Annotated in this window: 12 protein-coding genes; 2 read left to right on the top strand and 10 right to left on the bottom strand. The window is 71.9% G+C overall.

Annotated elements, in window-relative coordinates; translation table 11 throughout:
* Position 1: 1 nt before the first annotated feature.
* The 6 genes from HL658_RS06910 to argE are packed head-to-tail and all read right to left on the bottom strand — an operon-like array spanning position 2 to position 6,591.
* A complete protein-coding gene (locus tag HL658_RS06910; RefSeq protein WP_180281176.1) occupies positions 2-1,459 on the bottom strand; it encodes an NAD-dependent succinate-semialdehyde dehydrogenase in 1,458 nt (485 codons plus the stop codon).
* Between the two features lie 40 nt (positions 1,460-1,499).
* Positions 1,500-2,543 (bottom strand): tartrate dehydrogenase, encoded by a 1,044-nt coding sequence (locus tag HL658_RS06905; protein ID WP_180281175.1) that lies wholly within the window; start codon positions 2,541-2,543, stop codon positions 1,500-1,502.
* 24 nt (positions 2,544-2,567) lie between these two features.
* Positions 2,568-4,031 (bottom strand): aldehyde dehydrogenase family protein, encoded by a 1,464-nt coding sequence (locus HL658_RS06900; protein WP_180281174.1) that lies wholly within the window; start codon positions 4,029-4,031, stop codon positions 2,568-2,570.
* A 60-nt stretch (positions 4,032-4,091) separates the two neighbouring features.
* Positions 4,092-4,445: a cupin domain-containing protein gene (locus HL658_RS06895; RefSeq protein ID WP_180281173.1), complete on the bottom strand. Its 354-nt coding sequence runs from the start codon at positions 4,443-4,445 to the stop codon at positions 4,092-4,094.
* Between the two features lie 48 nt (positions 4,446-4,493).
* On the bottom strand, positions 4,494-5,417 hold the full coding sequence (locus HL658_RS06890; protein ID WP_180281172.1) for a 2-hydroxyacid dehydrogenase: 924 nt from the start codon (positions 5,415-5,417) through the stop codon (positions 4,494-4,496).
* A 49-nt stretch (positions 5,418-5,466) separates the two neighbouring features.
* Positions 5,467-6,591: an acetylornithine deacetylase gene (argE, locus tag HL658_RS06885; protein ID WP_180281171.1), complete on the bottom strand. Its 1,125-nt coding sequence runs from the start codon at positions 6,589-6,591 to the stop codon at positions 5,467-5,469.
* Between the two features lie 314 nt (positions 6,592-6,905).
* Here argE and HL658_RS06880 point away from each other — a divergent pair, with 314 nt between their 5' ends.
* Positions 6,906-7,811, top strand: a complete 906-nt coding sequence (locus HL658_RS06880) for a GNAT family N-acetyltransferase (RefSeq protein WP_180281170.1) — start codon at positions 6,906-6,908, stop codon at positions 7,809-7,811.
* Positions 7,812-7,834: 23 nt separating this feature from the next.
* Here HL658_RS06880 and HL658_RS06875 read toward each other — a convergent pair whose 3' ends face one another.
* The gene (locus HL658_RS06875; RefSeq protein ID WP_180281169.1) at positions 7,835-8,668 is read right to left on the bottom strand and encodes an aldo/keto reductase; all 834 of its coding nucleotides are present in this window, start codon (positions 8,666-8,668) and stop codon (positions 7,835-7,837) included.
* Positions 8,669-8,777: 109 nt separating this feature from the next.
* On the opposite strand from HL658_RS06875, the gene HL658_RS06870 reads away from it, so the two are divergent.
* Positions 8,778-9,686, top strand: coding sequence for a LysR family transcriptional regulator (locus HL658_RS06870; RefSeq protein ID WP_180281168.1), 909 nt, complete (start codon positions 8,778-8,780; stop codon positions 9,684-9,686).
* A 50-nt stretch (positions 9,687-9,736) separates the two neighbouring features.
* Here the strand turns inward: HL658_RS06870 and HL658_RS06865 are convergent, their stop codons facing one another.
* From HL658_RS06865 to HL658_RS06855, 3 genes are read right to left on the bottom strand one after another with little or no spacing between them, the layout of a single operon-like run.
* Positions 9,737-11,107 (bottom strand): FAD-dependent oxidoreductase, encoded by a 1,371-nt coding sequence (locus tag HL658_RS06865; protein WP_180281167.1) that lies wholly within the window; start codon positions 11,105-11,107, stop codon positions 9,737-9,739.
* The gene (locus tag HL658_RS06860) at positions 11,104-11,427 is read right to left on the bottom strand and encodes a (2Fe-2S)-binding protein (protein ID WP_180281166.1); all 324 of its coding nucleotides are present in this window, start codon (positions 11,425-11,427) and stop codon (positions 11,104-11,106) included. Before HL658_RS06860 ends, HL658_RS06865 begins: the two co-directional genes overlap by 4 nt.
* Positions 11,424-13,412, bottom strand: a complete 1,989-nt coding sequence (locus tag HL658_RS06855; RefSeq protein ID WP_180281165.1) for a hydantoinase B/oxoprolinase family protein — start codon at positions 13,410-13,412, stop codon at positions 11,424-11,426. The genes HL658_RS06860 and HL658_RS06855 overlap by 4 nt, the downstream gene beginning before the upstream one ends.
* Between the last annotated feature and the right edge of the window lie 5 nt (positions 13,413-13,417).

Raw genomic sequence — 13,417 nt, 5'->3', positions numbered from 1 at the left:
GTCAGTCCAGGCCGCCGATGTGGAAGGTCTTCACCTCCAGATACTCCTCGATGCCGAGCTGCGACCCTTCGCGGCCGAGCCCCGATTGCTTGACGCCGCCGAAGGGGGCGACCTCGGTCGAGATGGCGCCGGTGTTGAGCCCGATCATGCCCGCCTCCAGCGCCTCCGCCACCCGCCAGGACCGCTTCAGGCTCTGGGTGTAGAAATAGGCGGCCAGCCCGAAGGGCGTGGCGTTGGCGATGGCGATGGCCTCCTCCTCGGTGTCGAAGCGGAACAGGGGGGCGACCGGCCCGAACGTCTCCTCGCTGGCCAGAAGCATGTCCGTGGTGACCTCGGTCAGCACCACGGGCGCCACGAACTGCCCCTCCGGCGCCGGCGTGGCGGCGGAGGCGACGCGGGCCCCCTTGGCGAGCGCATCCTCGATGTGGCGGTGGATCTTGGCGATGGCCGCATCGTTGATCATCGGCCCGATGGCCACCCCCGGCCGCAGCCCCGGCCCCACCGTCATGGCGTTGACGCGGGCGACCAGCTTGTCCCGGAACGCCTCGTACACCCCGGCCTGGACCAGGATGCGGTTGGCGCAGACGCAGGTCTGGCCGCCGTTGCGGAACTTGGACGCGATGGCGCCCTCGACCGCGGCGTCGAGATCGGCGTCGTCGAACACGATGAAGGGCGCGTTGCCGCCCAGCTCCAGGCTCAGCCGCTTGATGCCGTCGGCGGCGCCCCGCATCAGCAGGGAACCGACCCGCGTGGAGCCGGTGAAGGAGATCTTGCGGACGCTGTCGTTCGCCAGCAGTTCCTGGCCGATGGCGTCCGGCCGCCCGGTGACGATGTTGACGACGCCGGCGGGAATGCCGGCGCGTTCGGCCAGCACGCCCAGCGCCAGCGCGGAGTAGGGCGTGAAGTCCGACGGCTTGATCACCACGGTGCAGCCGGCGGCCAGCGCCGGGGCCACCTTGCGGGTGATCATGGCGTTGGGGAAGTTCCAGGGCGTGATGATCCCGCAGACGCCCACCGGCTCCTTCAGCACGACGATGCGGCGGTCGGCGGTGGGCGAGGGGATGGTGCCGCCGCCGATGCGCCGCGCCTCCTCGGCGAACCACTTCACGAAGGAGGCACCGTAGCGGATTTCGCCGCGCGCCTCGTCGAGCGGCTTGCCCTGCTCGACCGTCAGGATGCGCGCGAGATCCTCCAGATGCGCGATCATCAGGCCGTGCCAGGCTTCCAGCAGCGCCGCGCGTTCGGCGTGGGTGCGGCGGCGCCAGGCGGGGAAGGCGGCGGCGGCGGCGTCGATGGCGGCGCGGGTGTCGGCGCCGTCCATGTCGGGCACGGTGCCGATGGTCGAGCGCGTCGCCGGGTCGGTCACCGGCATGGTCCGGCCGGCGGCGGCGGCGCACCAGCGCCCGTCGATCAGCCCCTGTTCGACGAACAGCGTCGGATCGGTCAGTTCCTGTTTCATGATGCTCCGGTCTTCGGTCGTGGTGCGTCGAGGCCGCGGGTCAGGACAGCGCCGACAGCACGGCGGCGGTGATGGCGTTCGTGCGGTCCTTGCCAGGGATCGTGCCGATGCCGCGCGCCGTGGTGGCGGCGAGCGCCGCCATGACCCGCTCGGCGGCGGCCGTCTCGCCCAGATGCTCCAGCATCATGGCGCCCGACCAGATGGCGGCGATGGGGTTGGCGATGCCGAGCGGGGCGATGTCGGGGGCCGAGCCGTGCACCGGCTCGAACATCGACGGGGCGCCGCGCTCGGGGTTGAGGTTGGCGGAGGCGGCGAAGCCCAGGCCACCCTGGATGGCCGCCCCCAGGTCGGTCAGGATGTCGCCGAACAGGTTGGAGGCGACCACCACGTCCAGGCTTTCCGGCGCCGTCACCATGCGCGCCGCCATGGCATCGACATGGTAGGAGGTCACCTCCACATCCGGGTGCTCGGCGGCGAGCTGCCGGGTGATCTCGTCCCAGAAGACCATGGAGTGCTTCTGCGCGTTCGACTTGGTGACCGAGGCCAGCTTGCCGCGCCGCTTCCGCGCCTGGGTGAAGGCGAAACGCAGGATCCGCTCCACGCCCCGGCGGGTGAAGATCCCGGTCTCCACCGCCACCTCGTGCGGAGTGCCCACATGGATGCGCCCGCCGGCCCCGGCGTATTCGCCCTCGGTGTTCTCGCGGACGCACAGGATGTCGAACCGGTCCGTCCGCAGCGGCCCCTGCACACCCGGCAGCAGCCGGTGCGGGCGCACGTTGGCGTACTGGTCGAAGGCCTTGCGGATCGGCAGCAGCAGCCCGTGCAGCGACACCGCGTCCGGCACCTTCGCCGGCCAGCCGACGGCGCCCAGCAGGATCGCGTCGAAGCGGCGCAGCGTGTCGATGCCGTCCGCCGGCATCATGGCGCCGGTCTCCAGATAATGGTCGCAGGACCACGGGAAGGCGGTGTCGTGCAGCGCGAAGCCCGACCCCTTGGCGACGGCTTGCAACACCTCCCACGCGGCGTCGATGACCGCGGCACCGATGCCGTCACCCTTGATCACGGCGATGGAATGGCTCGTCATGGTGTCCTTCCTCCCTTGGCCCGGTCACAGGCCGATCAGCACGCTCTTGCTGCGCCGGTTGGCGTGGTACGCCTCGCGGCCGAGATCCTTGCCGATGCCGGAGCGCTTGTAGCCGCCGGTCGGCAGGATGTGGTCGCGCGAACGGCCGTAGCGGTTCACCCACACGGTGCCGGTCTGGAGCCGGCGGGTGATGCGCAGCGCGCGCGACAGGTCGCGGGAGTAGAGGCCGGCGCACAGGCCATAGATCGGGTGGTCGGCCAAGGCGACCGCCTCCTCCTCCTCGACGAAGGTTTGCACGGTCAGCACCGGCCCGAAGATCTCCTCCACCACCGCGGGGGACCGCTGGTCCACCCCGGCCAGCAGGGTCGGGGCGTAGAAATAGCCGGCGCTCTCCATCGCCGCACCGCCGGTCAGGCAGTCCGCGCCCGCCTCGATGGCCGCCGTGACGATGGCGTGGATGCGCTGGCGCTGGCGTTCCGAGACGATGGGCGAATAGCGGGTGGCCTCGTCCCAGGTGGGGCCGGGGCGCACGGCCCGCATGTGGGTCAGGATCATCGCGACCAGCGGCTCGGCGGCATCCTCCTCGACCAGCAGGCGGGAGCCGGCGACGCAGGCCTGCCCGGCGTTCGACAGGATGCTGGTGGCGATGGCCGCGGCGGCCTGGGGCAGGTCGGCGTCGGCGAAGACGATCTGCGGGCTCTTGCCGCCCAGCTCCAGCGTCATCGGCTTGACGCCGCTGCGGGCGATGTTGGCCATGATGGCCGATCCCGCCGCGGTCGATCCGGTGAAGCTGATCTTGGCGATCTCCGGATGGCCGGTGATCGCCGCCCCGGTCGTCGGGCCATCGCCCAGCACGACGTTGATCAGGCCTGCCGGCAGCCCCGCCCGGATGGCGAGCTGCGCCATCAGGACGGTGGAGAAGGGCGTCATCTCCGACGGCTTCAGCACCACCGCGTTGCCGGCGGCCAGCGCCGGCGCGAGCTTCCAGCCGGCCATGGACAGCGGGAAGTTCCAGGGCGTGATGGCGCCGACCACCCCGTAGGGTTCGGTGATGGTCATGCCCAGGCTGTCATCGTCGGTGGGGGCGAGGGCGCCGCCTTCCTTGTCGGCCAGCTCGGCGAAGAAGCGTATCTGCTCGGCGGTCACTGCGATGTCGCCGGCGACGAGCTGGCCGACTGGGCGGGTCGAGGACAGCGCCTCCACCTTGGCAAGCGTCTCCGCCTCCGCCTCGATCAGGTCGGCCCAGCGATGCAGCGCGCGGGTGCGTTCGCGCGGACGGACCGTGCCCCAATTGCTGGCCTTCAGGGCCGCGCGGGCGGTGGACACCGCCTCATCGACGAGGTCGGCGGAGGCGACGGGACAGTCGGCGTAGGCCCGCCCGTCGGACGGGCGGTGCATGCCGATGCCGTCACCCGCCGGGATCAGGCGGTCCCCGATGAGATGCCCGGCGGGAAACGGCAGATGGTCGGGATCGAAGCTCAGGGTCATCGCGCATCCTCGAACGGCGGTGTCCCGGCCGGCGGGCCGGGGGGCGGCGGTCTCCGGGCATCACCCCACGGTGACGTAGATCTTGCGGACGGTCTCGATGGTCTTCCACACGCCGAGGAAGCCGGGCTTCATGACGAAGCTGTCGCCGGCCCGGTAGATCACCGGGGCACCGCCGTCGGGCGTGATCTCCACCACACCGGACAGGATGTGGCAGAACTCGAAGGTCTCGCCCTTGATCGAGCGGGTCTCGCCGGGTGTGGCTTCCCACACGCCGGTGCGCACGGTGCCGTCGCGGGCGTCGTCCTGCGCCCAGGTCCTGAAGGCGGGCGAGCCGGCGATCAGCCGGTCCGGGGCCGGCTCGGACAAGCGCGGGGCGAAGGACGGGGCGGTGTCGATGGTCTTGAGCAGGGGCATGATGGGCCTTCTGACAATGATGCGGGCGGACATTGATGCGGAAACGGGTCAGTAGCCGCGTCCCCGATCGACCAGCCCGACCGGGTCGAGGCCGGCGCGCAGGCGCCGGATGTTCTCGATCACCGCGCGGGCGGCGCCGGTCGGTTGGGTGACGCTGGCGATGTGCGGCGTCAGGATGATCTTCGGGTGCTGCCAGAAGGCGTGCTCCGGCGGCAGCGGCTCCGGGTCGGTCACGTCGATCACGGCGCCGGACAGATGCCCGGACTCCAGCGCCGCGACCAGCGCCGCCGCGTCGAGTTGCGGCCCCCGCCCGGTGTGGACCAGCGACGCACCGGCCGGCAGCCGGGCGAACAGGTCCGCGTTGAGGAAGCCGCGGGTTTCCGGTGTCAGGGGCAGCAGGCAGACGAGGATGTCGGCGGCGGCGAGCAGCCGGTCCAGCCCGTCGGCGCCATGCAGGCAGGCCACGCCCTCGACGCTGCGCGGCGAACGGCTCCAGCCCGCCAGCGGGAAGCCGAACGGCTTCAACCGCTCCAGCACCGCCTGCCCGAGCTGGCCGAGCCCCAGAACCCCGATGCGGCGTTCGTGCGCCTGCGACTGGGGAATCGGCTTCCAGACCCGATGGCGCTGCTGGTCGAGGTAGGTCGGCATCAGGCGATGCAGCATCAGCACGCCCATCGCCACATATTCCTGCATCATGCGCAGGATGCCGTCCTCGACCATGCGCACGACCATCACATGGTCGGGCAGGGCGGCCATGGTGAACTGGTCCACCCCGGCACCGATGGAGAACACCACCTCGAGGTTCCGGTAGCGGTGCAGATCCGGCGGGATCGTCCAGGTCAGGAGGTAGCGGACGCTGTCCGGATCGACCGTGGCCGGGTCCATCGAGAAGGGCAGGTCGGGCAGGTCGCGGGCGAAGGCTTCGGCGAAGACGGCCCCGCGCGCGGCGTCCGAATTGAACAGGAAGGTCATCGGTTCCTCATCGGCTGGACGCGATCGGTTTGGGGGTGCGGGCCGGCGGTCACAGCCGGCAGCGGGCGCCGAGCCGCTCGATCATGGACTGGCAGGCCAGCAGCTCCCCGGTCAGGATGTATTCGTCGGGGCGGTGGGCGCGCGCGATGTCGCCGGGGCCGCAGATGATGGCGTCCACCCCGGTGGTCTGGTACAGGCCGGCTTCCGTGCCGTAGCTGACGGCTGCCAGGGGTGTCTGCCCGGTCAATTCCTCCAGAAGCAGCGCCAGGGGCGAGGCGGCGGGCAGGGACAGGGCGGGGTAGGCGCTCGTCCCGGTCCACTCCACGGTGAATCCCTGCTCGCTCAGCCGTTCCGCCGCGCGCCGCACCGGCGCCAGCAGGGCGGCGGGATCGACCCCGGCGATCGCCCGTGCCTCCAACTCGGCGGTGCAGCTGTCGGGGATGACGTTGACGGCCTGCCCACCGCGGATGGTGCCGACCTGAAGGGTGGAGCAGGGTGGCTCGAAGACCGCGTCCAGCGGCCCCGCGGTCAGCCGTTCGGCCTCCGCGACGGCGCCGGACAGGGCTAGGGACATGGCGTGGATGGCGTTCAGCCCCTGATCGGGACGGGAGGAGTGGCCGGCCCGTCCCTGGATGGTGAGGCGGGCGGCGGCCTTGCCCTTGTGGGCGCGGATGGCGCGCAGGCCGCTCGGCTCCCCGACGATGACGCCCAGCGGCGGCGCGCACAGCGCCGGCAGATGCGGCAGCAGGTGTGGGGCACCCTGGCAGCCGGCCTCCTCGTCGTAGGTGAAGGCCATATGGATGGGGCGGGCGAGCGGTGCCGCCGTCAGGGCTGGCAGGGCCGCGAGAGCCGCCGCGATGAAGCCTTTCATGTCCGACGTGCCGCGGCCATAGAGCCGGTCGTCCTCGGCGCGCAGCCGGAACGGGTCGCCGGTCCACCCGGCTTCGCCGGCGGGAACCACATCCATGTGCCCGGACAGCACATAGCCCGGCACCATGGCCGGCCCGATGGTGGCGAACAGGTTGGAGCGGTCGCCCTCCGGCCCCGGCAGGATGTGCACGCGGGCACCGGCCTCCGCCAGGATCGCCCGGATGCCGTCCACGATGGCATGGTTCGGGGTTCCGACCACCGACGGGACGGCGACCAGGCGCTCCAGGATGTCGATCACCGTCATTGGCATGCCTCGGGCGGAAGGAACGAGTCCCCGCGGACGAATCCGCAGGGCGGGCGGTGGCGGTGGTGGGTGGCGACGGCGGGCGATGCGGCGGCGCCGGTCGTCATGATCTTAGCGGGAGCGTCCGTCATTCCGTGCTGAATGCGCCGGGGATATGGTTGATTGTTGTGCGGGCGGGATGGCCGGCGGCGCTTTGTGCGGCGGTTCGTCGTCTAGTCTTGCACGGGACCACACGGTAGGGCTGCGCCGGTCGGAGCGCGTGTCCGGCCGGGGCGTCCGGCCCCGTCCGTGACGAAGTGAGCGGGAGGAGGAGCATGGACAGCACCGCACCGGAATCGCTGGCGGTCGACGCCTTCGAGGTGCGTTTGGCCGACATCCTCGAGGTGGATTTGGCAAGTCTGCACGCGCTGACGATGTCCGTCGGCTGGCCGCACCGGGCCGAGGACTGGCAGTTCCTGCGCGACTTCGGCCGTGGGTTCGTGGCGCTCGACGAGATCGACCGAGTCCTCGGATCGGCGATGTGGTTCGCCCATGACCCGACTTTCGCCACGGTGGGCATGACCGTCACGTCGCCGCGCCTGCAGACGCTGGGTGTCGGCGACTGGCTGATGCGGCGTGTGCTGGCCGAGTCCGGCCGGTCGGCGTTCCGGCTGAGCGCCACCCGCGCGGCGCGGCGCCTCTACCTCTCGCTGGGTTTCGTGCCGGAGAAGACGGTCTATCAGCGCCAGGGTGAGGCGAGGCGGCCGGCGGTGCCCCCGCTGGTGCCCGACGGCGCGGTCCTGCGCCGGCTCGAGGCCGCCGATCGCGATGCCGCGACCGCGCTGGATGCGCGCGCCTTCGGTGTGTGCCGCGCTGGCCTGCTGGGGCGGCTGTACGGCCATTCGCAGGGCCTCGGCGTCTTCCGCGACGGGGTGCTGGAGGCGTTCGCCCTGTGCCGCCCGTTCGGCCGCGGCCACGTCGTCGGCCCGGTGGTGGCCGCGTCGGACGAGGACGCCATCGCCGTCGTGGCACCGTTCGTGGCCGAACTCGATGGCCGCTTCCTGCGGCTCGACACCCATCTGGACGAGGGCGCGTTCCCGTCGTTTCTCACCCAGTCCGGCCTGCCGGTTTACGACACGGTGCTCACCATGTCGCTCGGGGTGAGCTGCTTCGTCGATCCCGCCACGCGCGGCCCCGGCCGGCCCGTCACCTTCGGGCTGGTCAGCCAGGCGCTCGGCTGACCGGCGGAGGTGGACATCCCGGCTCACGCCCAGCCCGTGACCCAGGCCGGGTCGAAGATGCGGCCGTCGGGAACCGCGAGCCCGCTGATCGCCGCCATCTCGGCCTCGTCGAGCGCGAAGCCGGTAACGGCGATGTTCTCGGCGATGTGGCGCGGGTTTGTCGACCGGGGGATCGCCGCCACCCCTTGCTGGACGTGCCAGCGCAGGATGATCTGGGCGGGGCTGCGATCGTGGCGCCGGGCCAGCGCCGCGATCACCGGGTCCTGGAGCAACCGGCCATTCCCGACCGGTGCGTAGGCGATGAAGGCGAGGCCGTGGTGGCGGCAGCGGCGGATCAGCGCCGCCTGATCGAGCCGGGGGTGGTATTCGCATTGGTTGGCGACCAGCTCCCCGTCGGTCAGGGCGACGGCGCGGTCGAGCAGGGAGACCGGGAAGTTCGACACCCCGATGTGGCGCGTCAGCCCGCCCAGCCGGACCTCGCGGAGTGCCGTCATCGTCTCCTCCAGCGGGACGTCGGGGCTGGGCCAATGGACCAGCAGCAGATCGACCGGGCCGAGGCCCAGCCGCTCGACGCTGGTCTCGGCCGACCGCCGCAGGGCGGGGGCCGACAGCTCGGTGTACCAGACCTTGGTGGTGATGAAGAGGCTGTCGCGGGCCAGCCCCGTGGCCCGCAGCGCCGCACCCAGCTCGGCCTCGTTCCCATAGCGGGGTGCGGTGTCGAAATGGCGGTAGCCGGCGGCGACCGCGGCGTCGACGGCGTCCGCCAGCACCCGGCCGCCAAGCTCCCAGGTGCCGAGGCCGATCTGCGGGATCATCGCACCCTTGGCGGCGATGGAGGTGGCGGAATGGTCGGTCATTGCTGCGATCCTTCACAGGCAAAGGGCGGGACGGGTGTGCAGAACCATGTTGCCTCGCTCCACCCCTGCCGTCTTAATAACCGGAGGGCGGACATCGTCGGGACAGGGAATGCGCGCGCGTCAACTGGAAGTCTTCTGCATGCTCATGCGCTGCGGGACGGTGACGGGTGCCGCCGCCATGCTGAACATCTCGCAGCCGGCCTTGAGCCAGATCCTTCTCAACGCCGAGGACCAGCTCGGTTTCAAGCTGTTCAACCGCGTGCGCGGCCGTCTGGTGCCGACCGAGCAGGCGGAGGAGCTTTATCCCGAGGCGGAACGGATCTTCTCCGAGCTCGGAGCCTTGCGCCGGCGCACCGTGGACATGCGGTACGGCCGGTCCGGGCTGGTTCGGCTTGCCTCCTCCGCACCGCCGTCGATGTCGATCGTGCCGAAGGCCCTGCTCGCCTTCCGCGAGGCGCATCCCGACATCGTCGTCCGGTCGCTGGTGGCGCCGGTGATGAACGTCATCGAGATGCTGCGCAACGGCGACGTGTCGCTGGGCGTCGCCATGAACAACCTGCCCCATCACGACATCGACGTGGAGACGGTGGGGCACACCGAGCTGGTCTGCGTCATGCCCGCGGGGCACCGGCTGGCCGCCCTCGACCGTGTCGGGTTCGCCGACATCGGGGACGAGACGCTGATCTCCTACCGGGCCGACACGCTGCCCGCCCGGCTGCTGGCCGGAGCGGCGGACGCTGAGGGCGTTTCCTACGCCCCGGCGATCGAGATCGACGTGTCGATCACCGCCCTGCCGTTCGTCCGAGAGGCGCTGGGGATCGCCATCGTGGACGGCCTGATCCCGTGGGAGCAGTTCCCCGGCCTGGTGCGCCGGCCTTTCCAGCCACGCATCCCGGTTCCGATCGCGATCCTGACGAGCCGGAACCGCAGCCTGTCGGGCAGTCACGAGGCGATGCGCGACTGTCTGCGTCAGGCTTGCGCGACCCTCGGGCGGGATATCCGCGGCGACACCGCGTAGGGCGGCGGCCCGCCCGTCAGCCCTGCGTCGCTCCCGCCGGATCCGCTGTGTCACGGCGTCTTCTCCCACGCCCCGACCAACAGGGGGCGCACCGGCGCCTGGCCGCGCAGCCTTCCGACATCGCGGGCGGCGGTGTCGCCCGTCCGCGCGGCGATCAGTTCGGCGGCGGCGAGCTGGCAATAGCGGCCCTGGCAGCGCCCCATGCCGACGCGGCCCAGCGACTTGGCGCGGTTGGCCTCGGGCCCGCCGTACTCCACCGTGTCGCCCAGGGCGCCGGCGGTGATCCCCTCGCAGCGGCAGACCACCGCCTCGTCGGGCAGGGCGCGGACCATGTCGGCCGGCCAAGGGAAGGCCCGCGCGATGCCGCGGGCGAAACGCTCCAGCCGCGCCAGCCGGCGCAGGTCGGCGCGTGGGTCGGGTGCCGGCAGCCCCAGATCCGCCAGACAGGCCGCGGCGGCCAGCCGCCCGGCCAGCTCCGCGCCGTCGGCGCCCAGAATGCGCAGGCCGTCGCCGGCCAGATAGACGCCGTTCCCGGCGCGACCCATCCGGTCGGCCATGGGCAGCCACTGCGCCCAGGTCTCGTCATAGGCGAACCGGCAGCCGGCGAGATCGGCGAGGTGCGTCTCGGCCCGCAGATGCCAGCCCAGCCCGACCATGTCGCACGCGGTCTCCCGCGGCCGGCCGGAGGCGTCGCGCCAACGGATGGCGACCGGCCCGCGCTCGTCGGCCTCGATGCGGTCGAGGCTGACGCCGGCGTGGTAGAGGCGCCCCAGCCGCGCCCGCATGGCGAGCCCGCGCAGCGCCAGCCCCGGCCTTGCCGCCAGCCCCGCCCATGCGGCGAGCTGGCCGCCCAGCGGTGCCGTGTCGAGCACGGCCGCCACCGTGCCGCCGGCCTTCAGCAACTGCGCCGCGACCAGGGTGAGCAGCGGCCCGGAACCGGCCAGCACCATCCGCCGGCCGAGCGCCACCCCCTGTGCCTTGAGCGCGATCTGCACGCCGCCGAGGCTGAAGACGCCGGGATTCTGCCAGCCGGGGACCGGGGCGAGACGATCGGTGGCCCCGGTCGCCAGGATCAGCCGGTCGTAGCCGATCCGCGATCCGCCGGCGTCGCTCTGCACATGAAGTTCGCCCCCGGCCACCGCCAGCACCGAGCTGCGCGGGTGATGGTGAAGCTGCCCCGCCGCGACCATCCGGTCGAACACCGCGTGCAGGTCGCGCGCCTTGGGCGCTTCCGGCCCGTAGAGGGTCTCGGGCGGGCGCGTGAAGCCCTCGGGCGGACGGCGGTAGATCTGCCCGCCGGCGCGCGCGCCCTCGTCGATGACGACCGGGGCGAGGCCGGCCGCCACCAGCGTCTGCGCCGCCCGGATGCCGGCCGGCCCGGCACCGACGATCACCACCCGCGGCGGTGCCGGCGCCGTCACGGCCAGTCTCCCGGTGGTGTGGTCAGCAGCCGCATGCCCTCGGCGACCGGTGTCGAACAGCTTCGCAGGCGCGGGCCTTGCTCCGGCCACACCCAGCAGTCCTGGCAGGCCCCCATCAGGCAGAAGCCCGCCCGGCCTTCGGGCCCGAAGTCCGACCGGCGCACCGCCGGGGTCGACGCGAGGATCGCCGTCAGCACCGTATCGCCGGCCAGCGCCACGCACTCCCGGCCGTCCAGGAAGAAAGTCACCGGCCGCCGCCCGGTCTCGGCCAGTCGCACCACCCGGCCGCCGGCGGCCGGGCTGCCCTGTCCGCCGCTCATTCCGCGGCGTCCCGCAGCGCCGGCCGGGGTGCCGGCAGCGTGGGGAAGCGGCGGCACACCTCGGCGAAGGCGGCCTCCACGCCCTCGGCCCCGGCACGGCCCTTCATCCGGCGGAAGATCTCCGTCTTGGTGAAGAAGCGCCAGTGGATCGGCAGACTGAAGAGAATCCCCATCAGGCGGTCGTAGGCCGCCGGGGTCCATTGCGCCTCGTACCCGGACCGTTCGGGGCCGAAGTGGAAGAAGCCGGCGGGCTTCGGTCGGATCGCGCGTTCCGCCGCGGTCGCCACCTCGTCGGGAACGCCGTCGCGCAGGATCACGCCATAGTCGCGCCGGGCCGCCTCGGCCGAGACGTAGCCGCGCTCCACGTCGCGGGCCACCCGCCAGGGTTCGCGCTCCAGCGGATCGCCGCGCCCGCCGCCGCCGGCCGAGCGGATCTCCAGCACATCGCCCGGCTGCAGCACCGCCGTGTCGATGTTGCCGAGCCGGCGGGCCTCGGGGGTGCCGGGGTTCACCACCATGTCGGAGAGCCCGGCCGCGCACCCGCCCAGCGTGCCCCACGGGCGGAAGACGCTGCGGTCGCGGTTTCGGGCGGTGATGCGGCTGTCGGGGGCGAAGACGCGGAAGGCCATCTCCGTCGCCAGCCCGCCGCGCCAGCGGCCGGCCCCGCCGCTGTCCCGCGCCAGCCCGTAGCGGACGAACTCGACCGGCGTCTCGGTCTCGGTGATCTCGATCGGCGTGTTCTTCAGATAGGCGGCGTCGGCGCCGGACCCGTTGGTGCCGTCGCGGTGCGGCATGGCGCCGCCGCCGCCGACCACCGGGTTGACCGCGGCGATGACCGTGCGGCTGGTCCGCTCGTCGGTGGTCATCACGTTGACGATGCAGTTGTTGCCGGCCGGTGCCGCGGGCAGACGCTCCGGCACCACCTGGCAGAAGGCGCCGAACACCACCGAGCGCAGCCGGGCGCAGGTCAGCGACCGCATGCCGACGGCCGCCGGGTGGACCGGGTTGAGCACCGATCCCTCCGGCGTGATGCAGGTGAAGGGCCGGGTCAGCCCGGTGTTCAGCAGGATCTTGGGATCGAGCGTCCGCAGCACGTAATAGACGCCGACCAGCAGGATGGTGTGACGCGGATCGCCGCCGGACGGCACGTTGAGCGACGAGGCGAGCTGTGGGTCCGAGCCGGTGAAGTCCAGCACCGCCTCGTCGCCGCGGATGGTCAGCGTCAGCTTCAGCCGGCAGGGGTTGGCCTCCACCGAATCCTCGTCGGCGTAATCGGCGAACTCCCAGCGTCCGTCGGGCATCGACCGCAGCACCGCGCGCGCCTGGGCCTCGGCGTGGTCGAGCAGCGCCTCCACCCCGTCCAGGAAGATGTCGCGCCCGAACTTTTCGACCATCGCCAGGATCTTGCGCTCGCCGGTGTTGAGCGCGCCGATCAGCGCCTTGATGTCGCCGACGTTGAGGTCGGGCTTGCGGACGTTGGTGGTCATGATCCGCATGATCGTGTCGTCGAGCACGCCCTCCCGGACCAGCTTCATCGGCGGGAAGCGGATGCCCTCCTGGTGGATCTCGGTCAGCGCCCGCGACAGCGAGGCGGGGACGGCGCCGCCCATGTCGGTGTTGTGGATGTGCCCGCCGGTCCAGGCGATGATCTCCCCCTCGTGGAAGACCGGTTTCCACAGATGGGTGTCGGGCGCGTGGGTCGCCACGAAGGAGGAGTAGGGGTCGTTGGTGAACCCCACGTCGCCCGGCCGGTAGTCGTCAATCATGGCGATCGCCCGGCCGCAGTTCAGGCCGGGGTACCAGGTGGCACCCAGCTCCATCGGCACCGCGAAGGTCTCCCCCTTGCGGTTCAGCAGCATCACGGTGAAGTCCTCCGTCTCCTTGACGAAGGCGGAATGGGCCGTGCGGTGCAGCGTGTGGGCCATGTTCTCGGCCGCGGCGCGGGCGTGGTTCGCCAGAACCTGGAGGGTCATGCGATCGAACATGGCGG

Origin of the sequence: Azospirillum oleiclasticum, from assembly GCF_013423485.1 — a bacterium.
GTDB lineage: Bacteria > Pseudomonadota > Alphaproteobacteria > Azospirillales > Azospirillaceae > Azospirillum > Azospirillum oleiclasticum.
Note: the sequence above shows the minus strand (reverse complement) of the source record. Positions and strands in the feature narration are given on the sequence as shown.

Coding starts and splice junctions, on each gene's coding strand:
- HL658_RS06910 (WP_180281176.1), bottom strand. CDS start 1,459: ATGAAACAGGAACTGACCGATCCGACGCTGTTCGTCGAACAGGGGCTG.
- HL658_RS06905 (WP_180281175.1), bottom strand. CDS start 2,543: ATGACGAGCCATTCCATCGCCGTGATCAAGGGTGACGGCATCGGTGCC.
- HL658_RS06900 (WP_180281174.1), bottom strand. CDS start 4,031: ATGACCCTGAGCTTCGATCCCGACCATCTGCCGTTTCCCGCCGGGCAT.
- HL658_RS06895 (WP_180281173.1), bottom strand. CDS start 4,445: ATGCCCCTGCTCAAGACCATCGACACCGCCCCGTCCTTCGCCCCGCGC.
- HL658_RS06890 (WP_180281172.1), bottom strand. CDS start 5,417: ATGACCTTCCTGTTCAATTCGGACGCCGCGCGCGGGGCCGTCTTCGCC.
- argE (WP_180281171.1), bottom strand. CDS start 6,591: ATGACGGTGATCGACATCCTGGAGCGCCTGGTCGCCGTCCCGTCGGTG.
- HL658_RS06880 (WP_180281170.1), top strand. CDS start 6,906: ATGGACAGCACCGCACCGGAATCGCTGGCGGTCGACGCCTTCGAGGTG.
- HL658_RS06875 (WP_180281169.1), bottom strand. CDS start 8,668: ATGACCGACCATTCCGCCACCTCCATCGCCGCCAAGGGTGCGATGATC.
- HL658_RS06870 (WP_180281168.1), top strand. CDS start 8,778: ATGCGCGCGCGTCAACTGGAAGTCTTCTGCATGCTCATGCGCTGCGGG.
- HL658_RS06860 (WP_180281166.1), bottom strand. CDS start 11,427: ATGAGCGGCGGACAGGGCAGCCCGGCCGCCGGCGGCCGGGTGGTGCGA.
- HL658_RS06855 (WP_180281165.1), bottom strand. CDS start 13,412: ATGTTCGATCGCATGACCCTCCAGGTTCTGGCGAACCACGCCCGCGCC.